Origin of the sequence: Citrobacter sp. CK199 (assembly GCF_030333285.1) — a bacterium.
Taxonomy (GTDB): domain Bacteria; phylum Pseudomonadota; class Gammaproteobacteria; order Enterobacterales; family Enterobacteriaceae; genus Citrobacter_B; species Citrobacter_B koseri.
In genome coordinates this window covers 411,243-433,504 of sequence record NZ_JAOWGF010000028.1, presented here as the reverse complement: position 1 = coordinate 433,504, position 22,262 = coordinate 411,243, and the positions used below count along the sequence as shown (strand labels likewise).

Below are 22,262 nucleotides of genomic sequence, written 5' to 3'. Positions count from 1 at the left end.
TATGAAATCGTTACAGGCTCTGTTCGGCGGCACCTTTGATCCCGTGCATTATGGTCATCTCAAGCCCGTGGAAACGCTGGCCAATCTGATTGGTCTGTCGCGGGTGATTGTCATGCCCAATAACGTACCGCCTCATCGTCCACAGCCTGAAGCGTCCAGCGCACAGCGTAAATATATGCTTGAGCTGGCTATCGCCGACAAGCCGCTGTTTATCCTGGATGAGCGCGAACTCAAACGCGATACCGCCTCTTACACCGCGCAAACGCTGAAAGAGTGGCGGGAAGAACAAGGCCCGGACGCGCCGCTGGCGTTTATCATCGGCCAGGACTCCTTACTGACGTTCCCGACCTGGCACGACTATGAAACCATTCTGGACAATACTCACCTGATCGTTTGCCGACGCCCCGGCTACCCGCTTGAGATGGTGAAAGAGCAGCATCAGCAGTGGCTGGAGCGCCATTTAACCCATACGCCGGACGATCTGCACGCGCTCCCGGCGGGTAAAATTTATCTGGCTGAAACGCCCTGGTTCAATATCTCCGCCACCCTTATCCGCGAGCGGCTGGAGAAAGGCGAACCGTGCGACGATCTCATGCCGGAATCCGTCCTGAACTACATCAACCAGCAAGGGTTGTATCGGTAAAGACTTCCGCCAGCGCCGTCAGCAGGCGGCGGTTCTCTTCCTGACTGCGAATCGCCACCCGGTAATAACGCGCGTCAAGCCCCGGATAGTTAGCACAGCTGCGGATCAGAATGTGCTTCTCCAGCAAGGCGCGTTGCAAATCCAGGCCTTCCCGCTCACTGCGTAATAAAAGATAATTCGCCCGACCGGGATAAACCGTTAGCTCAGGAAACGCATGTAACCGCTGACGGAAGCGCTGTCCCTCCTCCGCCAGCCACTGCCAGGTCGCCTGGTGATAGGCGGCATCCTGCAAGATAACCTCTCCGGCCAGCGCCGCAAACGCGTTGATTGACCAGGGCATCTGCTGCGCTCTCATTTGCGCGACCGCCTGCTCGTCGCTGTTCACCAGATAGCCCAGCCGCAGCCCCGGAATGGCGTAAAATTTGGTGAGCGAACGCAGCACCCAGATATGCGGGTTGCCCTGCAACAGCGGAATAAAGCCCTCTTCACCCGGAATAAAATCGATAAACGCCTCATCCAGGATCAGCGCGATCCCCTGCGTCTTACAGCGTTCCGCAATAGCCAGTAACAGTTCGCGGGCAGGCAGGAGTCCGGTTGGATTATTTGGCGTACAGAGAAACAGGCAGTCCAGATCCGGGGTCAGCGCATTCAGAATGGCGTCCGTGAGTTGCCAGCCATCGGCTTCGCGAAGCGCAAATTCATGTATCTCACACGCGCCCCACTGTAGCGCACGGCGATACTCGGCAAAGCCCGGCGTGACGATCATGGCATGACGCGGCTTCAGCCCGTGAACCAGCGTGAAGATGGATTCCGTCTCGCCATTTCCGGCCAGGAGCCATGACGCGGGGATCTGATGGTGCTGCGCCAGTGCCTGGTGCAGATGCTGATAATCCACATCAGGATACCGCTCCGCGCAGGTAAGATTGTCGATAAGCGCGCGTTTTAAGCGCCCTGGCATACCCAGAGGATTAATATTTGCGCTAAAATCCAGCAACTGTTCAGGCGAGATGCCCAACAATGCGGCGGCTTCCCGGGTGTTACCGCCATGCGCACTCTTCAGTAAAGGCATCTTGCCTCCGATAAAAAGTCTATTTTAGTGAAAAAGCGCTGCGCAATCAGGGTGAATATCATATTTTGCGCGAATACGTATCACGAGGAAAAACATGCGACTCTGGTTAGTTCGTCATGGGGAAACCGAAGCCAATGTAGCCGGATTATACAGCGGCCACGCCCCCACTCCGCTGACAGAAAAAGGGATATCCCAGGCGCAAACGCTGAATAATCTGCTGCGCAATGTCCCCTTTGACAACGTATTCTGTAGCGAACTGGAACGCGCCCGCCACACGGCGCGGCTGGTGCTTCACGACCGCGACGTACCGCAGCGCCTGTTCCCGGAGCTTAACGAGATGTTTTTTGGCGACTGGGAGATGCGTCATCACCGCGATCTGAGCCGCGAAGACGCGGCAAGTTACGCGGCCTGGTGCACCGACTGGCAGAACGCCGTCCCGACCAATGGGGAAGGCTTCCAGGCGTTCTCACAACGCGTAGAGCGTTTTATTGCACAACTTGCTGATTATAAAGATAATAAAAACCTGCTGGTCGTGAGCCACCAGGGGGTTCTGAGTCTCATGATCGCGCGATTATTGTCCATGCCCGCCGCCTCATTATGGCATTTCAGGGTTGAGCAAGGATGCTGGAGCGCCATTGATTTTTGTGAAGATTTCGCCACGCTGAAGGTGTTAAACAGTCGGGCTGTCTGGCATCACGGCGAGTGATATTTCTGTTTTTTCTCCTCGGGGGCGTTTCGGCCATTGACACCCCCTGACAGGCTGCTATCCTCCGCGCCAGACTTCTCCCGCCCTTCAGAGCTTTGCAGAAATTGTTTTACAAAAATGGCGATGCAATCTGTTGTGCGGGATGGGATGATAACCCACTTTTAAACGCCCGTTGATGACATTAGTCCCGACATCGCCTCGGGTTCAGGTATACTGACAGGCTTATTTATATTCATCCGTAATACCCAGGGGGAAAACTTGCAGGGTAAAGCACTCCAGGATTTTGTAATCGACAAAATTGATGACCTGAAAGGTCAGGACATCATCACCTTAGATGTTCAGGGTAAATCCAGTATCACCGACTGCATGATTATCTGCACCGGTACATCCAGCCGTCACGTTATGTCTATTGCTGACCACGTTGTACAGGAATCTCGCGCGGCGGGCATGTTGCCGCTTGGCGTTGAAGGTGAAAGCGTAGCCGACTGGATTGTCGTTGACCTGGGTGATGTGATTGTCCATGTCATGCAGGAAGAGAGCCGTCGCCTGTATGAACTGGAAAAACTCTGGAGTTAATGCGTGAAGCTTCAACTTGTCGCTGTCGGTACGAAAATGCCCGACTGGGTACAAACCGGTTTTACGGAGTATCTCCGGCGTTTTCCGAAAGACATGCCGTTTGAGCTGATCGAAATTCCAGCGGGCAAACGCGGCAAGAACGCGGATATTAAACGTATTCTCGACAAAGAGGGTGAGCAGATGCTGGCGGCCGCAGGCAAAAACCGTATCGTCACCCTTGATATCCCAGGGAAACCCTGGGACACGCCGCAGCTGGCGACTGAGCTGGAGCGCTGGAAGCTGGATGGTCGCGACGTCAGTCTCCTGATTGGCGGCCCTGAAGGGTTGTCTCCGGCCTGTAAAGCGGCGGCGGAACAAAGCTGGTCACTTTCTGCGTTAACCCTCCCCCACCCGCTGGTTCGGGTGCTGGTGGCAGAGAGTCTGTACCGGGCGTGGAGCATTACCACCAACCACCCTTATCACCGTGAGTGATTATTAAGCCTTGAGTAGATTAAGCAGCGGATGAAACTACAGAATTCTTTTCGCGACTATACGGCTGAGTCCGCGCTGTTCGTGCGCCGGGCGCTGGTCGCTTTTTTGGGTATTTTGCTGCTGACCGGCGTGCTCATCGCCAACCTTTATAATCTGCAAATCGTGCGTTTCACCGATTACCAGACCCGCTCAAACGAAAACCGCATCAAACTGGTCCCTATCGCCCCCAGCCGTGGGATCATCTATGACCGTAACGGCATCCCTCTCGCCCTCAACCGCACTATTTATCAGATAGAAATGATGCCGGAGAAGGTCGATAACGTTCAGCAAACGCTGGATGCGTTACGCAGCGTGGTCGATTTGAACGACGATGACATTGCCGCGTTCAAGAAAGAGCGCGCGCGTTCACACCGTTTTACCTCTATTCCCGTCAAAACGAACCTGACCGAAGTGCAGGTCGCGCGTTTTGCCGTCAACCAGTACCGTTTTCCTGGCGTGGAAGTGAAAGGCTACAAGCGCCGCTACTATCCTTACAACTCCGCGCTGACCCACGTCATCGGCTACGTTTCGAAGATTAACGATAAAGACGTCGAACGCCTTGATAAAGACGGTAAGCTGGCCAACTACGCCGCCACACACGATATCGGCAAGCTGGGGATTGAGCGCTATTACGAAGAGGTGCTGCACGGCCAGACGGGTTATGAAGAGGTTGAAGTTAACAACCGTGGCCGCGTCATCCGTCAGCTTAAAGAGGTGCCGCCGCAGGCCGGGCATGACATCCATCTCACAATTGACCTGAAACTCCAGCAATATATTGAAACGCTGCTGGCGGGCAGCCGCGCCGCCGTGATCGTAACCGACCCACGGACAGGCGGCGTACTGGCGCTGGTTTCCATGCCGAGCTACGACCCGAACCTGTTTGTGGATGGCATCTCCAGCAAAGATTACTCAGGGTTGCTCAACGACCCGAATACGCCGCTGGTTAACCGGGCGACGCAAGGTGTTTACCCGCCGGCCTCAACGGTCAAACCGTATGTCGCGGTGTCCGCTTTAAGCGCTGGGGTGATCACCCGTAATACCAGCCTGTTCGACCCCGGATGGTGGCAGTTGCCGGGTTCTGAGAAGCGTTACCGCGACTGGAAAAAATGGGGTCACGGTCATCTGAATATCACCAAATCCCTTGAAGAGTCAGCGGATACCTTCTTCTACCAAGTGGCCTATGACATGGGGATAGACCGACTCTCCGAGTGGATGAGCAAATTTGGATACGGGGAATATACCGGCATCGATCTGGCTGAAGAGCGTTCCGGCAATATGCCAACCCGCGAATGGAAGCAAAAACGCTTTAAAAAGCCGTGGTATCAGGGCGATACCATCCCGGTGGGCATCGGCCAGGGTTACTGGACGGCAACCCCGATCCAGATGAGCAAGGCGCTGATGATCCTGATTAACGACGGGGTGGTAAAAGTGCCGCATCTGCTGATGAGCACGGCGGAGAATGGCAAACAGGTGCCGTGGGTACAGCCGCACGAACCGCCTGTCGGCGATATTCACTCCGGTTACTGGGAAATCGCCAAAGACGGCATGTACGGCGTCGCAAACCGCGCGAACGGCACTGCGCATAAATATTTCGCCAGCGCGCCGTATAAAATCGCCGCGAAGTCTGGTACGGCGCAGGTCTTTGGCCTGAAAGCCAACGAAACCTACAACGCGCACAAAATTGCTGAACGACTACGCGACCATAAACTGATGACGGCATTCGCGCCGTATAACAATCCCCAGGTTGCTGTCGCCATGATCCTGGAAAACGGCGGCGCGGGCCCGGCTGTCGGTACAATTATGCGTCAGATTCTTGACCACATCATGTTGGGCGACAACAACACCAATTTGCCTGCGGAAAACCCGGCGGTTGCAGCGGCGGAGGACCAATAATCGTGACGGATAATCCGAACAAAAAAACATTCTGGGATAAAATCCATATCGATCCCACAATGTTACTGATTCTGCTGGCGCTGCTGGTTTACAGTTCATTAGTCATCTGGAGCGCCAGCGGCCAGGATATTGGCATGATGGAGCGAAAAATCGGTCAGATCGCGATGGGTCTGGTCATTATGGTGGTGATGGCGCAAATCCCGCCTCGTGTCTACGAAGGATGGGCGCCCTATCTCTATATTTTCTGCATCATCCTGCTGGTGGCGGTAGACGCCTTCGGGGCGATATCCAAAGGAGCGCAACGCTGGCTGGATCTGGGGATCGTCCGTTTTCAGCCTTCTGAAATCGCCAAGATCGCCGTCCCCCTGATGGTGGCGCGCTTTATCAACCGTGATGTCTGCCCGCCGTCGCTGAAAAACACGGCTATCGCGCTGGTATTGATTTTTATGCCGACGCTGCTGGTCGCCGCGCAGCCTGACCTGGGCACCTCGATTCTGGTCGCCCTTTCCGGCCTGTTCGTGCTGTTTTTGTCTGGTTTGAGCTGGCGTTTAATCGGCATTGCGGTGGTGCTGATTGCCGCGTTTATCCCGATCATGTGGTTCTTCCTGATGCATGATTATCAGCGCCAGCGCGTCATGATGCTTCTCGACCCGGAGACCGACCCTTTAGGCGCGGGTTATCATATCATCCAGTCTAAAATTGCGATTGGCTCCGGCGGCCTGCGCGGTAAAGGCTGGCTGCACGGCACTCAGTCGCAGCTTGAGTTTTTACCCGAACGCCACACCGACTTTATCTTCGCCGTACTGGCGGAAGAGTTAGGCCTGGTGGGAATATTAATCCTGCTGGCGCTCTACATTCTGCTGATTATGCGCGGACTGTGGATCGCTGCCCGCGCGCAAACCACCTTTGGTCGCGTGATGGCCGGTGGTTTAATGTTGATATTATTCGTTTATGTCTTCGTAAATATTGGTATGGTGAGCGGTATTCTGCCCGTTGTAGGGGTTCCACTCCCGCTGGTCAGTTACGGAGGCTCCGCACTGATAGTGCTGATGGCCGGGTTCGGGATTGTTATGTCGATCCACACCCACAGAAAAATGTTGTCGAAAAGCGTGTAAGGGGTGCGCAATGCGTAAGCAGTTGCCAGGAGTCTGCGTCGCGGCAGGAATAATGTTACTCGCGGCGTGTTCGAGTGATGATGGTCAGCAGCAGGTTGCCGTCGCGCCGCAGCCTGCGGTGTGTAACGGGCCGATTGTTGAGATCGGCGGGGCGGAGCCACGTTATGAACCTCTGAGCCCGACAGCAAATCAGGATTATCAACGAGACGGTAGAAGCTACAAAATTGTCCAGGACCCGTCTCGCTTTAGCCAGGCCGGGCTTGCCGCCATTTATGATGCGGAACCCGGCAGCAATTTAACCGCATCGGGCGAAGCGTTTGACCCGATGCAGCTCACCGCTGCGCATCCAACGCTGCCGATCCCGAGCTATGCGCGAATCACGAATCTGGCGAATGGCCGGATGATCGTGGTACGCATTAACGATCGCGGCCCTTACGGTAACGATCGGGTGATTTCACTCTCCCGCGCGGCGGCCGATCGTCTGAATACGTCGAATAACACCAAAGTCCGCGTTGATCCCATTATCGTTGCGCAGGATGGTTCACTGTCAGGGCCAGGCATGGCCTGCACGACAGTGGCGAAACAGACCTACGCCCTGCCCGCGCGCCCTGATTTAAGCGGCGGCATGGGCAGCGTCTCTTCCGCGCCGGAATCGGTACAGCCGCAAGGCGATGTCCGGGCGATAAGCAATTCGACGCTGAAAAGCGATGACCCGAGCGGCGCACCGGTCAACAGCAGCGGCTTCCTTGGCGCGCCGACCACGCTCGCCTCCGGGGTGCTCGAAGGCAGCGAACCAACGCCCGCGCCACAGCCCGCCGTAGCGACACCCGCCGCGCCGGTAACGGCTCCTGGTTCGACTCAGGGCGCAGTCGCTGCCCCGACGCCGGCTCCAGCTCCGGCCGCCGCAAGCAGCGGTTTCGTGGTTCAGGTTGGCGCGGTCAGCGATCAAACGCGCGCGCAGCAGTACCAGCAGCGTTTAAGCCAGCAGTTTGGCGTACCGGGGCGTGTGATGCAAAACGGCGCGGTCTGGCGCATTCAGCTTGGGCCATTCGCCAGCAAAACTGAAGCCAGCGCGTTGCAGCAGCGTCTGCAATCTGAAGCCCAGTTACAGTCCTTTATCGCCAGCGCGCAGTAGCCTGCAAAGGGCATCTGAATTGTCAATTTCTGTAAATGACATTAACAAAGTCACGCGGAAAGTCAGATGCCTGCCGGTTATGCTTTTGCTATAGTAGGGCACTTTTTTTAATTCCATCACGGACGTCGTAGTTCAGACCATGAAGACCACTTTTTCCGCTCGTTTCATGCAGCGCATGGCGCTCACCACGGCTCTTTGCGCCGCCTTTATCACAAGCGCGCATGCCGATGACCTGAATATCAAAACCATGATCCCAGGTGTTCCGCAGATCGATGCGGAGTCGTATATCCTGATCGACTACAACTCTGGCAAAGTGCTGGCGGAACAGAATGCGGATACGCGCCGCGATCCCGCCAGCCTGACCAAAATGATGACCAGCTATGTCATCGGCCAGGCGATGAAAGCAGGGAAATTTAAAGAAACCGATCTGGTGACGATCGGCAACGACGCCTGGGCTACCGGCAACCCGGTATTTAAAGGCTCGTCCCTGATGTTCCTGAAACCGGGTATGCAAGTTCCTGTTTCCCAGTTAATCCGTGGTATTAACCTGCAATCCGGCAACGACGCCTGCGTGGCGATGGCCGACTTTGCCGCCGGCAGCCAGGATGCCTTCGTCGGGCTGATGAACAGCTATGTGAATGCCCTGGGTCTGAAAAACACCCACTTCCAGACCGTTCATGGCCTGGATGCTGATGGACAATACAGCTCTGCGCGCGACATGGCGCTGATCGGTCAGGCGTTAATCCGCGATGTGCCAAACGAATACTCCATCTACAAAGAAAAAGAGTTCACCTTCAACGGGATTCGCCAGTTAAACCGCAATGGTCTGCTGTGGGACAACAGCCTGAACGTTGACGGGATCAAAACCGGCCACACGGATAAAGCCGGCTACAACCTCGTGGCGTCGGCAACTGAAGGCCAGATGCGCCTGATCTCTGCGGTGATGGGTGGACGTACCTACAAAGGTCGTGAAACAGAAAGCAAAAAACTGCTGACCTGGGGCTTCCGCTTCTTTGAAACCGTAAACCCGCTGAAAGTCGGGAAAGAGTTTGCCTCTGAACCGGCCTGGTTTGGCGATACCGACCGCGCCTCGCTGGGTGTGGATAAAGACGTCTATCTGACTATCCCTCGCGGCCGCATGAAAGATCTGAAAGCCAGCTACGTGCTGAACACGGCTGAACTGCATGCCCCGTTGCAGAAAAACCAGGTCGTCGGCACAATCAACTTCCAATTGGATGGCAAAACCATTGAGCAGCGCCCGCTGGTGGTACTACAGGAAATTCCTGAAGGTAACTTCTTCGGCAAAATCATTGATTACATTAAATTAATGTTCCATCACTGGTTTGGTTAAAAATTAAGCACTTGAAAGTGTGATTTCCATCCCCATATACTGAGTATCCTGATAACTCCCACACGCTGTGGGAGTTATTATTTTTTGATGTAATGCCGGAGCTGACATGAAAACCAAACTTAACGAACTGCTTGAATTCCCTACGCCATTTACTTACAAAGTAATGGGGCAGGCGTTGCCTGAGCTGGTTGATCAGGTGGTTGAAGTGGTACAGCGCCATGCGCCAGGTGATTACTCCCCGACGGTAAAACCGAGCAGCAAAGGTAACTACCACTCGGTCTCTATCACCATCAACGCAACCCATATCGAGCAGGTTGAAACACTGTACGAAGAACTGGGTAATATCGATATCGTTCGTATGGTGCTGTAATACATCCGTTCGTTACCCGGCGTTGCCCGGGTAACATCCTCCCCCGCTGTGATATACTTTTCTCCCTCTTTTGTTCATTCTCTACGGAGATGCCGTTTTGTATCAGGATAAAATTCTTGTCCGCCAGCTCGGTCTTCAGCCCTACGAACCCGTTTCCCAGGCCATGCACGAATTCACCGATACCCGCGATGAAAACACGCCCGATGAGATCTGGTTAGTTGAGCACTTTCCTGTTTTCACCCAGGGTCAGGCCGGTAAAGCGGAGCATGTATTAATGCCCGGCGATATTCCGGTGATCCAGAGCGATCGTGGCGGGCAAGTCACCTATCACGGCCCCGGCCAGCAGGTAATGTATGTTCTGCTGAATCTTAAACGCCGTAAGCTGGGCGTGCGGGAGCTGGTAACGCTGCTGGAACAAACCGTCGTCAATACGCTTGCCGAACTGGGTATTGATGCGCATCCGCGAGCCGATGCGCCCGGAGTTTATGTGGGAGAAAAAAAGATCTGCTCACTGGGTTTACGAATCCGTCGCGGCTGCTCTTTTCATGGTCTGGCATTAAACGTCAATATGGATCTCTCTCCGTTCTTACGCATCAATCCTTGCGGTTATGCCGGGATGGAAATGGCGAAAATATCGCAATGGGATAATAACGCAACGACGGATAATATTGCCCCTCGCCTGTTGGCCAATATTTTAGCCCTGCTAAACAATCCACCTCATGAATATATTCCTGCTTAATCAATAAAATATAATGACCCACACAATTCATGGGTCATTAACTATATATTGCTTGAATGCTTTACTTCTCCGCCCGGTTTCTATATTTTCGTTATGCCTAAGCTAAAACCGTCAATGACGCAACCTCATCAGCCATCAGAATGAGGGGATTCGCCGTGGCTAAAATCCGAATGTACTGTTTGTTACCCTGTTGAAATTGTTACTGATATTGACATTCAGGCGATATTTAAGCCAAATCAAAAATGCAATAAATATAAACCCTACTATTATTTATAACGTGAATAAATTCGGAGCGAGAGCGTGAATGATAATAATCTGCCGGGACGGCGTCTAATCGAGCAACGGCCAGAAGACAAACCTCAAATTTTCAGAACGCTGAGAAATATTGACCTTAATCTCTTGACTATTTTTGAAGCGGTATACGTTCATAAAGGCATCGTCAATGCTGCGAAAATTCTTAATTTAACGCCATCCGCTATTAGCCAGTCTATTCAAAAATTACGCGCTATATTTCCCGACCCGCTATTTATCCGTAAAGGCCAGGGCGTGACCCCGACGGCCTATGCCACCCATCTGCATGAGTATATTAGCCAGGGGCTGGAATCTATTCTGGGCGCGCTGGATCTGACCGGCAGTTACGACAAACAGCGCACCATCACGATAGGCACGCCTCCCTCTATCGGGGCGTTAGTCATGCCAACCATCTATCAGGCGATCAAATCCCGGTATCCGCAGCTTCTGTTACGCAACATTCCGGTAAGCGACGCCGAATGCCAGCTCAGCCAGTTTCAGACCGATTTGGTCATCGATACCCATATCTACAGTAGTCGGGCCATTCATCACCATGTGCTGTTTGCCGATACTGTTGAGCTGGTTTGTCGCCAGGATCACCCTTCACTTTCCGCCCCGCTAACTGAAGAGAAGCTGAAAGCGGTCGACCATACTCTGCTGATGCTCGAAGGGCAGAATTTCAGCCTGGTGCGTCAGCGTATCCAGGACCTCTTCCCTGAACGACAAATCAACTTTAGCAGCTACAACATCTTCACCATTGCCTCACTCATCGCCAGCAGCGACCTGCTGGGGATGATGCCTACCCGGTTCTACACCTTATTTAGCCGTTGCTGGCCGCTCAAGCGCATTCCCTATGCGCCACTGAGCGATGAGAGAATCGACTTTTCGCTGCATTACAACAAATTAAGCTTGCGTGACCCGGTGCTGGAGAATGTTATTGATGTAATACGCGATGCGTTTCGAACCGGAGATGTTGCTGCTTAGTCACAGGAGATGTTGGGCAAATGGCACAAAACAACAACTATTTTACATTTTGCCGACCACTCAGGCTGCTTTATGGCCCGTTTCAATGATATACTGCCTGTAGTTAATTCAAAAATAGTTGATAAATACAACATTCCCTTGAATTGAAACGCTTTCCTTCGTTATTCGCAACTGGAACACGCACGCTATGAGTAAACCCATTGTGATGGAACGCGGTGTTAAATACCGCGATGCCGATAAGATGGCCCTTATCCCGGTTAAAAATGTGGCAACAGAGCGCGAAGCCCTGCTGCGTAAACCGGAATGGATGAAAATAAAGCTTCCAGCGGACTCCACTCGTATCCAGGGCATCAAAGCGGCAATGCGCAAAAATGGCCTGCATTCTGTCTGCGAGGAAGCCTCTTGCCCTAACCTGGCGGAATGTTTCAATCACGGAACCGCCACCTTTATGATCCTCGGCGCGATTTGTACCCGCCGTTGCCCGTTCTGTGACGTTGCCCACGGTCGCCCTGTCGCCCCGGATACCAACGAACCATTAAAACTGGCTCAGACGATTGCGGATATGGCGTTACGCTATGTGGTTATCACCTCCGTTGACCGCGATGATCTGCGCGATGGCGGCGCTCAGCACTTTGCTGACTGCATTACCGCGATTCGTGAAAAAAGCCCGGCAATTAAAATTGAAACGCTGGTGCCTGACTTCCGTGGCCGTATGGATCGCGCACTGGAGATCCTTAACGCTACCCCGCCAGATGTGTTCAACCATAACCTTGAAAACGTACCGCGTGTCTATCGTCAGGTACGCCCAGGCGCCGATTACAACTGGTCGCTGAAGCTGCTGGAGCGTTTCAAAGAGGCTCACCCGGAAATCCCAACCAAATCGGGTCTGATGGTCGGTCTGGGAGAAACCAATGCTGAAATCATTGAGGTTATGCGCGACTTGCGCCGTCATGGCGTCACCATGCTGACGCTGGGCCAGTATTTACAGCCAAGCCGCCATCACCTGCCGGTACAGCGTTATGTTAGCCCGGAAGAGTTCGATGAGATGAAAGCCGAAGCCATGGCGATGGGCTTTACCCATGCCGCCTGCGGGCCGTTTGTTCGTTCTTCTTACCATGCAGACATGCAGGCGAAAGGACTGGAAGTGAAGTGATCGAGTAATACTCGCTTACATTTAACGCATAAAAAAACCCGCTTAAACGCGGGTTTTTTCTCTTCAGAGTCAGTGAGGGAGCATCCTGCTCGCGACATGATCACTCTTTATGAGAGAGTTTCTCAGCCTGAATATCGCCGCCCGCTTCTTTTTTCGCGCCAGCGTCTTCATCATTCATCGCCTTTTTGAAACCTTTAATTGCCGTGCCCAGGTCTCCGCCCAGCGTACGTAACTTCCTGGTACCAAACAGCAGAACGACCAGTGCGGCAACCACCAGCAGTTTGGTAATACTAATCTCACCCATAGATACCTTCTTGACTTAAAATCAGGCGGCTTAACGCGCCATATTAACCTGAGAATATTAACGGTCATTCGACGCGCGCACACAATAGCAATCTGTAACAAGGTGAATCAAGCTTAGTTTAAAAAAACATCATAATAATTGCGGTGGCGCAAAACGACGGTTACGTAAAACGGGAAGTTGCGCCCGAACTTGCCTGACGCGCTCGGCGGAGACCTCGGCCATAATCAGCGCCGGAGTCTCTGCCGCAGCGGCTACTGTGACGCCAAACGGATCGACGATTCGGCTTTGACCGATATTTTTGTTGCCGCACTCCCCTGCGGCAACGATGTAGCAGGTTGAATCCAGCGCTCTTGCCGCCAGCAAGGTCGCCCAGTGATGCTCTTTCAGCGCCCCTCTTACCCAGGCGGCAGGCAGCACCAGAATGTCAGCCCCCTGCAAAGCCAGCGCCAGAGCCAGCTCCGGGAAGCGCAGGTCATAGCAGGTCATTAACCCGACTTTGATCCCCTCAACATCCAGCAGCGGGGCAATGGTGTCGCCTGCATCAACGCTGCGGGACTCCTGAATCGAAAAGGCATCGTACAAATGCAGCTTGGCGTAGTGCGCAACAATCTTTCCCCCACACAACGCAACCTGCATGTTGAATGCCCGCCCCGGCGTTGAAGGAACATGAATCGTCAGGATTGTCGTCATCGTATTGCGCGCGCTCTCACGCAGTAAGCAGCGCAAAAACCCGCCCTCCAGTAGCTGCGCGGACTTAACCGACAGATCGGGATCGCGATCGTCACGAGCCAGCAGCGCCTCAGGCAACACCAGTAAGGAAACGCCATTTTCTGCCGCCTGAGACATTAACGAAACGCATATTTCGGCATTCTTTTCCCAGACCGGCGCCACGGCAAATTGTCCTGCTGCAACGAGCATACTCCCCTCCGACCAGATTCGTTAAACTCGCCAAAGATGTTTATTCGGCGTTACACTCATCCCATATACAATCAAATAGCAGGAATATTCAGTGTTACAACTCCTTTTAGCAGTTTTTATTGGCGGTGGTACAGGAAGCGTAGCGAGATGGATGTTGAGTATGCGGTTTAATCCGCTTCATCAGTCCATTCCGTTCGGCACCCTGACGGCGAATTTGATCGGCGCCTTCATCATCGGTATGGGCTTCGCCTTATTTAGTCGCATGACGAATATTGATCCGATGTGGAAGGTGTTGATTACCACCGGTTTTTGCGGCGGCCTGACCACGTTTTCCACCTTCTCAGCGGAAGTTGTTTTTTTGCTCCAGGATGGGCGTTTTGGCTGGGCGATGGTGAATATACTGGTCAACCTGCTCGGGTCATTTGCCATGACCGCGCTTGCGTTTTGGCTGTTTTCGGCATCCACCGCGCATTAAGAGCATAAAAAAACCCGCCAGTTGGCGGGTTTTGGAATTCTTGCTGTCGTATGCTTACAGAGCGATTACGTTAGCAGCAGAAGGGCCTTTGGCACCGTTAGTGATTTCGAACTCTACGCGCTGACCTTCAGCCAGAGTTTTAAAACCATTAGTCTGGATTGCAGAGAAGTGTACGAACACGTCTTTGCTGCCATCTTCCGGAGTAATGAAACCGAATCCTTTGGATTCATTAAACCACTTAACGTTACCTTTAATCTTAGACATCAAAATTACCTTTACATGAAAAATAGACACAAATGCTGTGTCGGGTACCAGTACATCAATTGTGGTGCATTTTGTCCAGTCCAACTTTGCCAAAAAGTGATAAATATCGCGTTATTTTTTAGATTTTTTGTATTACCTATTGTTTTATAACGCTATTCTATATACCACTAACAAGGCATATCACTCATCAAAACTGGAAACGCATCCAGGCAAAGTAAACGTTACCGTTGTTATACGTACCGGGGATGTAGGTCATCTGGAACGTTGCCGGACCGTAGCCTATCGAGGCTAACGGCAACAGAACCGGCACCGGAATGTACTTCCAGTTATCACGCGCCGTTGCGCCAGCGGTAAATCCCAGCCCCATGTGGAAGTTTTCATCTGCCAGAGGTCGCCAGGTTTTTTCCCAACCGTAACCGCCGATAGGCTCCCACTTATTGAAGGAGTCTTTAAACGCCATGATGTAAAGCCCATGCCAGTTGCCTTTATCATCCCAGCGAGACTGACCAAACCCTGCCCCCCACGGGCGCTCATTGTAGCGATCCGTTTTTTCTTTATCGTAGGCAAACCGCGCATGCCAGGTAATGGCCGGCACGTACAAATCATAATGCTCGGGTTGTTGCCAGGTTTCCGACACATTATCTTTCAGCGTATCAAACCAGCCTTTATCTGCTGAAAAGGCCTGGGGCAGAAGGGCGAATTGCACAAAGAGAAATGAAAGAACAAGAAAATATTTTTTAGCGACAATCACAACTTAATTACCATCCTGGAGTTCAATACCGATCGTAGCAAAACGAACCTGAATGGAATCTTAACAAAAAACAGGTAACGAAAAATCAGAAAACTCCCCTTTGCAATAGCAAACCCACTTATTTCCCGTTTATTTCATACGGATCATCGCCGTTTACTGAAACTTTTTATCATCAGGAAAGGGAATCTGGCCTGTTATAATTCTGTACACCACCTCACAGTTAACATTACATTTCCATAAAAATAACAAATACAAAACAAATGCGTTTCTACGTAAATTTTTCGCCTGAGAGATTTCATATTCGTTGCCTGCATGAAAAAATAACAACACAGGACGTTTAATCCGTCCTTTTCTTGATTTTAATCAGCAAGGGGAAACGGTTTATTCGGCACATTTTCACACCACTTTCTGTTCCTTTTTTATTCTTACTTTCTGGGCGTCCAGGCGACAGGGGAAACAATGCTAACGTTTATTGAACTCCTTATTGGGGTTATGGTTATTGTGGGTGTAGCGCGCTACATCATTAAAGGTTATTCGGCAACCGGCGTGCTCTTTGTGGGCGGCCTGGTGCTGCTGATTATCAGCGCGTTAATGGGGCATAAAGTCCTGCCCGCCAGTGAAACCAGTACCGGCTATACCGCGACGGACATCGTTGAATACATTAAGATTCTGTTGATGAGCCGTGGTGGCGACCTCGGTATGATGATCATGATGCTGTGCGGTTTCGCCGCCTACATGACGCATATCGGCGCAAACGACATGGTTGTAAAACTGGCCTCCAAACCGCTGCAATACATTAACTCACCTTACCTGCTGATGATCGCCGCCTATTTTGTCGCCTGCCTGATGTCGCTGGCGGTCTCTTCGGCAACCGGGCTTGGCGTATTGTTGATGGCAACGCTCTTCCCGGTGATGGTTAACGTCGGGATCAGCCGTGGCGCTGCTGCCGCCATCTGCGCTTCCCCCGCAGCGATCATCCTCTCTCCGACCTCGGGCGACGTGGTTCTGGCGGCAAAAGCGGCTGAGATGCCGTTGATTGATTTTGCCTTTAAAACGACCCTGCCGATTTCCATTGCCGCCATTATCGGCATGGCGATTGCCCACTTTTTCTGGCAGCGTTATCTGGATAAAAAAGAGAACATCTCCCATGAAATGCTGGATGTAAACGAAATTACCACCACCGCCCCGGCGTTTTACGCCATTCTGCCATTCACACCGATTATCGGCGTTCTGGTTTTTGATGGTAAATGGGGTCCGCAGCTGCACATTATTACTATTCTCGTCATCTGTATGCTGCTCGCTGCCGTGCTGGAGTTCATTCGCGGATTCAATACACAGAAAGTCTTTTCCGGTCTGGAAGTCGCGTACCGCGGGATGGCTGACGCGTTTGCGGGCGTGGTGATGCTGCTGGTCGCAGCCGGGGTATTCGCTCAGGGGCTGAGCACTATCGGTTTCATCCAGAGTCTGATCTCTATCGCCACCTCGTTTGGCTCCGCCAGTATTATCCTCATGCTGGTACTGGTGATCCTGACCATGCTCGCGGCAATGACCACCGGTTCCGGTAACGCGCCTTTCTATGCCTTTGTCGAAATGATTCCCAAACTGGCGCACTCTTCCGGTATTAACCCGGCTTACCTGTCCATTCCGATGTTGCAGGCTTCAAATCTGGGGCGCACGATCTCCCCGGTCTCTGGCGTCGTCGTTGCGGTGGCAGGGATGGCGAAGATTTCGCCGTTTGAAGTGGTGAAGCGTACTTCCGTTCCGGTTATGGTCGGGCTGCTGGTTGTCATTATTGCAACTGAAGTGATGGTGCCAGGCACTTCTTCCGCTGTGGCGGGTGGTTAAGCGAATTAATTTGTAGATGATTCGCCGGATGGCGGCGGTAACGCCTTATCCGGCCTACAAAACTCCCCGTAGGCCCGGTAAGCATAGCGCCACCGGGCAATTGGCCGGATGGCGGCGATAACGCCTTACCCGGCCTACAAATCTTACCCGTAGGCCCGGTAAGCGCAACGCCACCGGGCGATTGGTCAATCCCGAATTCAACCGTGGTAAATACGCTGCGGTCTGCCCACTTTTCCGTGAATAATCTCGGCAATAATCAAATGCTGACTGGCGCAATACTCCAGATACCGCCGGGATGTGGTACGGCTGATCGTCAACGCCTGCGCCACCGTCTCAGCCGTATGGCGCGTCGCTGAGTCGCTAAACAGCTTCAGCACGGCATTCAGCGTCAGAGCATCAATCCCGGTCGGCAAATCACCTTTTGGCTCCCCTCGCGCATAGGCATTAAACATCTCGTCAATCTGCCGTTGGCTGGCGCTATCGTTACCCGCCAGCATACGCCGGCGTTGCTGATACCGCGTAAGAGTCTGCCCCAGGCGCTCATAGGCAATCGGCTTCACCAGATAATCAAACGCCCCCCAGCGCACCGCTTCGGAGACGGTTTCCATATCACTGGCGGCCGTGGTAAACACAATTCCGCCGGGATAGCGCGCCTGCATCAGTTCATGCAGCAGCGTGATGCCCTTCCCATCCGGCAGATAGTTATCCAACAGAATAAGCCCGGGTTTAAAACGTTCGATCATCATACGGGCCTGAGCCAGATTGCCCGCCAGCCATATCTGGCTGAAACCGGGAATATGGCGGATATATTCCGCATGCATTTCCGCCAGCAGCGTTTCATCCTCAACGATCAATAGGGTTAATGGTTCCGTCATCGTTTTTTTTCACTTTCGGAAGAAATAGAGAAAACAAGGTGCCACAGGGATCATTATCTTCCAGCGTAATCACCCCGCCACAGCGCCCCACATAACTTGCAATCAGATACAGCCCGATGCCATGTTCGCCTGGTTCATCGGTTCGGGTGCTGACACCCTGTTCAAATATTTTTTCGCGCAGAGATTCAGGAACGCCGCATCCCTGATCGGCAACTTCAATCACCACATCGTCCCCTTCGTCGCTCAAATAGAGTTCAACGACGTTATTCCCTTCCCGGGTACGCAAACTGGCTTCAAACGCGTTATCGAGAAGATTGCCGACAATCGCGGCAAATTCGGTGCTATCAAGCCCTTCCGGGAGTCGGTGCAGCTGACTGCCAGGCACGATCGTCATTTTTAGCCCCAGCTCCCGCGCCCGCTGGACTTTGCCGAACAGCAGACCGGCGACCTGGCGATCGGCAAACGCGCTGCGTAAACTATCAATCAGTTGCTGTTGCGCCTGCGACTCGCCCTGCACCATTTCCCTGACCCGATCATACTCTTTCATCTGGAGCAGACCGTTGAGCGTCGACATCCAGTTCAGGTGTTCATGACGCAGCGTTCTCAGGCTCTCCACATACTGTTTTATTTGCGTCAGTTGGGCGTTCAGGGTGGAAATTTCATCCTTGCTGCGAAAACTGATGATCGCCCCCAGTAATTCATCCCCGGAGCGAATGGCCTCACGATTAGCAATAACGCTCAACCCATTGAAATTCGCCATCACATCCTGGCGTTTTTCCGCAATCTGCTGTGTGAAGAAGTCCGCAGGATTAACTACCGTCTCTATCGACTTACCCAGCCATTGCCGTCCCGGCGAACGCAGCCCCAGCATTTTTCGCGCGTTGCGGTTAATGGCGGTAATGTGCCCTTCCGGGTCGACTGCAATTAATCCTTCATACACTGAACTGAATAATGCCTCCTGCTGGCGCACAACGCGCGCAATCTGCTTTGGCTCCATCCCCAGCATCTGGCGGCGAATGTGGGCGGCGAAAAACCAGGAAAGCAGCATAAGCACCACCAGCAGCAGGACGAATACTCCCGCCATCGGCAGTAAAAAATCCAGTCGCCAGCTGTCAATTTTACTGACCAGATAACCGATGGAAACCACGCCGATCACGTTGCCATTGTCGTCAAATATCGGCGTTTTAGCGCGCATCGCCATGCCAATAGACCCCTTGCCAGTGATGAAATAGCTCTCACCGTTCTCCAGCGCGCCGGGTTTCGTGAACTGCATCGGATAACCAATTTTTTCCGGGTTAGGATGGTAGAGGCGAATCGAGTTTTTGTCGCCGATGACCACATAATCAAAATCGGTGTCGCTTTGTAGTTTATCCGCGATGGTCGCCAGCCGCCTGTAATCCCGGTGTTTCACGGCCGTGATGATACTGTCGTTAGAGGCGATAATTTTTGCCTGGTTCATCGCCATATCCCTGACATGCGATGCCAGATAGTCTTCAAAGCTGGCGGAAAAATAGCGGGCTAACGCGGCGATGATGAAAACAGAAACGACCAGAATGAGCAGAAAAATCCGCAGCGGGAACGCGAGTTGACGAAAAAAAAGAAACCGTTTTTTATTTTTTGGGTCGGGCATTGTTATTCCTTCGCTGGCGTAAGCGTCTCATTTCCCGTATATGTAATAAAAATGTTTTAACTTTCTGCTGTGCATTTAATAGCGATCGTTACAGATTCCCCACCTTAAATCAATTAAACAAATAAAACCCACCGCGCAATTTGCTATTAAATTAATTAAAAAACTTAAAACCATTAAACACATAAAAACCATCTAAGTGTTTGTGAAATAAATCAAAATTTACCACCAAAATACCCCTTACGATGTAGGCAACAGAGAGAAAAAGAAATACGTCGTAATAAAAACAACGACCGCTCCAATTGAAAACAAAACGTTATCAGGTTGCAACGACACACAACATACGCAAAAAACTGGCAACAAAATATATCATCAGGACGCTCAATACTATGTTCGGTAATAATGTATTCACGCAAGTGAAACGCTCAGAAAATAAAAAGATGGCGGTTATCACGCAATTTCTGAAAGAGAATGATTTAAGCGTAGATACCACCGTCGAAGTTTTTATTACCGTTACGCGCGATGATCGTCTTATTGCCTGCGGCGGTATTGCCGGAAATATCATTAAATGCGTTGCTATCTGCCAATCCGTGCGCGGCGAAGGGCTGGCGCTGACGCTGGCTACAGAGTTAATCAACCTCGCCTACGAAAGGCACTGTACGCACCTCTTCATCTACACCAAAACAGAATACGAAGCGCTCTTTAAACAGTGTGGCTTCTCAACGCTGGCTGATGTGCCTGGCGTGATGGTGCTCATGGAAAACAGCAATACGCGCCTGAAACGCTACGCTGAATCCTTAACGAAACTGCGTCATGACGGGAAAAAAATCGGCTGTATCGTCATGAACGCCAACCCCTTCACAAACGGGCATCGCTATCTAATCCAGCAGGCCGCCGCACAGTGCGACTGGCTGCATCTGTTCCTGGTAAAAGAGGATACGTCGCGTTTTCCGTACGAGGACAGGTTTGATCTGGTGATCAAAGGAACAACGGATATTCCACGCCTGACTGTGCATCGCGGTTCCGAGTACATCATCTCGCGTGCGACCTTTCCGTGCTACTTCATCAAAGAACAAAGCGTCATTAACCACTGTTACACCGAAATCGACCTGAAGATTTTCCGCCAGTACCTGGCGCCAGCATTGGGTGTAACACACCGTTTTGTCGGCACGGAACCGTTTTGCACCGTCACCTCCCAGTACAACCACGATATGCGCTACTGGCTGGAGACGCCAACGCTTCCCGCCCCACCCATCGAGCTGGTGGAAATTGAGCGGCTGTGTTTCCAGGAGATGCCGATTTCCGCCTCCTGGGTGCGCAAGCTGCTGGTTAAAAAAGATCTCACGGCTATCGCACCGCTGGTTCCCAACCCCACTCTGCACTATCTGCAAGGCATGGTTGAACGTAACCCGTCCAGCGCGGTAGTCCGCCAAAAGACCCCCGCATTAGAAACAGGTGAAAAATGAAAATAGACCAGGCTGCCGTCGCTGGCACACTTGAGTCCGGTGATGTGATGATTCGCATTGCTCCACTCGACACGCAGGATATTGACCTGCAAATCAACAGCAGCGTTGAAAAACAGTTTGGCGACGCCATTCGCGCCACCATTCTGGATGTGCTTGCCCGTTATAACGTCCGCGGCGTGCAATTAAATGTTGATGACAAAGGCGCGCTGGACTGCATTTTGCGTGCGCGGCTGGAAGCGTTACTGGCTCGCGCCAGCGGCATCCCCGCTCTGCCGTGGGAGGATCGCCAATGATTTCCGCCTCTCTGCAACAACGTAAATCCCGCACCCGCCGCAGCATGCTGTTCGTCCCCGGCGCAAATGCCGCGATGGTCAGCAACTCGTTTATCTACCCGGCCGATGCGCTGATGTTCGACCTGGAAGATTCCGTCGCACTACGTGAAAAAGATACCGCTCGCCGTCTGGTATATCACGCCCTGCAACACCCGCTGTACCGTGATGTGGAAACCATTGTCCGCGTTAATGCGCTGGATTCCGAATGGGGCATTAACGACCTTGAAGCGGTGGTTCGCGGCGGCGCTGACGTTGTCCGTTTGCCGAAAACCGACACCGCTCAGGATGTTACCGACATCGAGAAAGAGATCCTTCGCATTGAGCAAACCTGCGGCCGTGAACCCGGCAGCACCGGGCTGCTGGCCGCAATCGAGTCGCCGCTGGGCATTACCCGCGCCGTTGAAATCGCCCACGCCTCCGAACGTCTCATCGGGATCGCGCTGGGGGCGGAAGACTATGTGCGCAATCTGCGTACCGAACGTTCCCCGGAAGGCACCGAGCTGCTGTTTGCCCGCTGCTCCATTTTACAGGCGGCACGCTCCGCAGGCATTCAGGCGTTCGATACCGTCTATTCCGATGCCAATAACGAAGCGGGCTTCCTGCACGAAGCGTCACACATCAAACAGCTGGGTTTTGACGGCAAGTCCCTCATCAACCCACGCCAGATTGAACTGCTGCACAACCTGTATGCCCCGACGCTTAAAGAAGTCGCCCATGCGCGTCTGGTCGTGGAAGCCGCAGAAGCCGCCGCCCGTGAAGGCCGCGGCGTCGTCTCCCTGAACGGCAAAATGGTAGACAGCCCGGTGATTGAACGCGCCCGTCTGGTGCTCTCCCGTGCAGAACTTTCCGGCATTCGCGAAGAATAAGGCA

The 22,262-nt window shown here is 52.7% G+C and carries 24 protein-coding genes; 17 read left to right on the top strand and 7 right to left on the bottom strand.

All coding sequences use genetic code 11. The annotated features are described in order from the left end of the window. The first annotated feature begins 1 nt into the window (after position 1). Positions 2 to 643, top strand: a complete 642-nt coding sequence (nadD, locus tag OGX75_RS17015; protein WP_114847778.1) for a nicotinate-nucleotide adenylyltransferase — start codon at positions 2 to 4, stop codon at positions 641 to 643. Here the strand turns inward: nadD and cobD are convergent. Continuing rightward, complete coding sequence (gene cobD / locus OGX75_RS17010) at positions 618 to 1,712, bottom strand: threonine-phosphate decarboxylase CobD (protein WP_286451433.1); 1,095 nt, start codon at positions 1,710 to 1,712, stop codon at positions 618 to 620. The genes nadD and cobD overlap by 26 nt on opposite strands. 94 nt (positions 1,713 to 1,806) lie before the next feature. Here cobD and OGX75_RS17005 point away from each other — a divergent pair, with 94 nt between their 5' ends. The 11 genes from OGX75_RS17005 to lipA all read left to right on the top strand — a co-directional run bounded on the left by OGX75_RS17005 (position 1,807) and on the right by lipA (position 12,535). Continuing rightward, on the top strand, positions 1,807 to 2,418 hold the full coding sequence (locus OGX75_RS17005; RefSeq protein WP_200075475.1) for an adenosylcobalamin/alpha-ribazole phosphatase: 612 nt from the start codon (positions 1,807 to 1,809) through the stop codon (positions 2,416 to 2,418). A gap of 258 nt (positions 2,419 to 2,676) precedes the next feature. Then, positions 2,677 to 2,994, top strand: coding sequence for a ribosome silencing factor (rsfS, locus tag OGX75_RS17000; protein ID WP_012133350.1), 318 nt, complete (start codon positions 2,677 to 2,679; stop codon positions 2,992 to 2,994). A 3-nt stretch (positions 2,995 to 2,997) separates the two neighbouring features. Continuing rightward, on the top strand, positions 2,998 to 3,465 hold the full coding sequence (gene rlmH / locus OGX75_RS16995) for a 23S rRNA (pseudouridine(1915)-N(3))-methyltransferase RlmH (RefSeq protein ID WP_003022725.1): 468 nt from the start codon (positions 2,998 to 3,000) through the stop codon (positions 3,463 to 3,465). A 30-nt stretch (positions 3,466 to 3,495) separates the two neighbouring features. Further along, positions 3,496 to 5,397 carry a peptidoglycan DD-transpeptidase MrdA gene (gene mrdA / locus OGX75_RS16990; RefSeq protein WP_071259763.1) on the top strand — a complete coding sequence of 634 codons (1,902 nt, stop codon included), beginning with the start codon at positions 3,496 to 3,498 and terminating at the stop codon, positions 5,395 to 5,397. Between the two features lie 2 nt (positions 5,398 to 5,399). Further along, positions 5,400 to 6,512, top strand: a complete 1,113-nt coding sequence (mrdB, locus tag OGX75_RS16985) for a peptidoglycan glycosyltransferase MrdB (protein ID WP_012133352.1) — start codon at positions 5,400 to 5,402, stop codon at positions 6,510 to 6,512. A gap of 10 nt (positions 6,513 to 6,522) precedes the next feature. Then, on the top strand, positions 6,523 to 7,647 hold the full coding sequence (gene rlpA, locus OGX75_RS16980; RefSeq protein WP_115626476.1) for an endolytic peptidoglycan transglycosylase RlpA: 1,125 nt from the start codon (positions 6,523 to 6,525) through the stop codon (positions 7,645 to 7,647). A 139-nt stretch (positions 7,648 to 7,786) separates the two neighbouring features. Further along, a complete protein-coding gene (gene dacA / locus OGX75_RS16975; protein ID WP_012133355.1) occupies positions 7,787 to 8,998 on the top strand; it encodes a D-alanyl-D-alanine carboxypeptidase DacA in 1,212 nt (403 codons plus the stop codon). A 106-nt stretch (positions 8,999 to 9,104) separates the two neighbouring features. Beyond that, a complete protein-coding gene (ybeD, locus tag OGX75_RS16970; protein WP_000850547.1) occupies positions 9,105 to 9,368 on the top strand; it encodes a DUF493 family protein YbeD in 264 nt (87 codons plus the stop codon). A 97-nt stretch (positions 9,369 to 9,465) separates the two neighbouring features. Further along, complete coding sequence (gene lipB, locus OGX75_RS16965) at positions 9,466 to 10,107, top strand: lipoyl(octanoyl) transferase LipB (protein ID WP_047458192.1); 642 nt, start codon at positions 9,466 to 9,468, stop codon at positions 10,105 to 10,107. A gap of 300 nt (positions 10,108 to 10,407) precedes the next feature. Further along, positions 10,408 to 11,382, top strand: coding sequence for a YbeF family transcriptional regulator (locus OGX75_RS16960; RefSeq protein WP_047458193.1), 975 nt, complete (start codon positions 10,408 to 10,410; stop codon positions 11,380 to 11,382). Positions 11,383 to 11,569: 187 nt separating this feature from the next. Continuing rightward, positions 11,570 to 12,535, top strand: a complete 966-nt coding sequence (gene lipA, locus OGX75_RS16955) for a lipoyl synthase (RefSeq protein WP_012133358.1) — start codon at positions 11,570 to 11,572, stop codon at positions 12,533 to 12,535. Positions 12,536 to 12,635: 100 nt separating this feature from the next. On the opposite strand, the gene tatE is transcribed toward lipA, so the two are convergent. Together tatE and OGX75_RS16945 are read right to left on the bottom strand one after the other, a co-directional pair. Next, positions 12,636 to 12,839 (bottom strand): twin-arginine translocase subunit TatE, encoded by a 204-nt coding sequence (gene tatE / locus OGX75_RS16950; RefSeq protein ID WP_012133359.1) that lies wholly within the window; start codon positions 12,837 to 12,839, stop codon positions 12,636 to 12,638. Positions 12,840 to 12,968: 129 nt separating this feature from the next. After that, positions 12,969 to 13,757 (bottom strand): deaminated glutathione amidase, encoded by a 789-nt coding sequence (locus OGX75_RS16945; protein ID WP_286451434.1) that lies wholly within the window; start codon positions 13,755 to 13,757, stop codon positions 12,969 to 12,971. 91 nt (positions 13,758 to 13,848) lie between these two features. Between OGX75_RS16945 and crcB the strand changes: the two genes are divergently transcribed. Next, positions 13,849 to 14,232: a fluoride efflux transporter CrcB gene (gene crcB / locus OGX75_RS16940; RefSeq protein WP_024130549.1), complete on the top strand. Its 384-nt coding sequence runs from the start codon at positions 13,849 to 13,851 to the stop codon at positions 14,230 to 14,232. 54 nt (positions 14,233 to 14,286) lie between these two features. On the opposite strand, the gene cspE is transcribed toward crcB, so the two are convergent. After that, a complete protein-coding gene (gene cspE / locus OGX75_RS16935; RefSeq protein WP_000034825.1) occupies positions 14,287 to 14,496 on the bottom strand; it encodes a transcription antiterminator/RNA stability regulator CspE in 210 nt (69 codons plus the stop codon). 187 nt (positions 14,497 to 14,683) lie between these two features. Then, a complete protein-coding gene (pagP, locus tag OGX75_RS16930) occupies positions 14,684 to 15,247 on the bottom strand; it encodes a lipid IV(A) palmitoyltransferase PagP (protein ID WP_012133363.1) in 564 nt (187 codons plus the stop codon). A gap of 459 nt (positions 15,248 to 15,706) precedes the next feature. Between pagP and dcuC the strand changes: the two genes are divergently transcribed. Next, positions 15,707 to 17,092, top strand: coding sequence for an anaerobic C4-dicarboxylate transporter DcuC (dcuC, locus tag OGX75_RS16925; RefSeq protein ID WP_012133365.1), 1,386 nt, complete (start codon positions 15,707 to 15,709; stop codon positions 17,090 to 17,092). A 197-nt stretch (positions 17,093 to 17,289) separates the two neighbouring features. On the opposite strand, the gene dpiA is transcribed toward dcuC, so the two are convergent. Next, a complete protein-coding gene (gene dpiA / locus OGX75_RS16920; protein ID WP_286451435.1) occupies positions 17,290 to 17,967 on the bottom strand; it encodes a two-component response regulator DpiA in 678 nt (225 codons plus the stop codon). Continuing rightward, positions 17,936 to 19,597 carry a sensor histidine kinase DpiB gene (gene dpiB / locus OGX75_RS16915; RefSeq protein ID WP_012133368.1) on the bottom strand — a complete coding sequence of 554 codons (1,662 nt, stop codon included), beginning with the start codon at positions 19,595 to 19,597 and terminating at the stop codon, positions 17,936 to 17,938. The genes dpiA and dpiB overlap by 32 nt, the downstream gene beginning before the upstream one ends. Before the next feature lie 386 nt (positions 19,598 to 19,983). Here dpiB and citC point away from each other — a divergent pair, with 386 nt between their 5' ends. The 3 genes from citC to OGX75_RS16900 are packed head-to-tail and all read left to right on the top strand — an operon-like array spanning position 19,984 to position 22,258. Further along, positions 19,984 to 21,060: a [citrate (pro-3S)-lyase] ligase gene (gene citC, locus OGX75_RS16910; protein WP_012133369.1), complete on the top strand. Its 1,077-nt coding sequence runs from the start codon at positions 19,984 to 19,986 to the stop codon at positions 21,058 to 21,060. Beyond that, entirely contained in the window at positions 21,057 to 21,353 is a 297-nt protein-coding gene (gene citD, locus OGX75_RS16905) for a citrate lyase acyl carrier protein (protein WP_012133370.1), read from the top strand. Before citC ends, citD begins: the two co-directional genes overlap by 4 nt. Next, positions 21,350 to 22,258, top strand: a complete 909-nt coding sequence (locus OGX75_RS16900; RefSeq protein WP_024130551.1) for an aldolase/citrate lyase family protein — start codon at positions 21,350 to 21,352, stop codon at positions 22,256 to 22,258. Before citD ends, OGX75_RS16900 begins: the two co-directional genes overlap by 4 nt. The last annotated feature ends 4 nt before the right edge of the window (positions 22,259 to 22,262 follow it).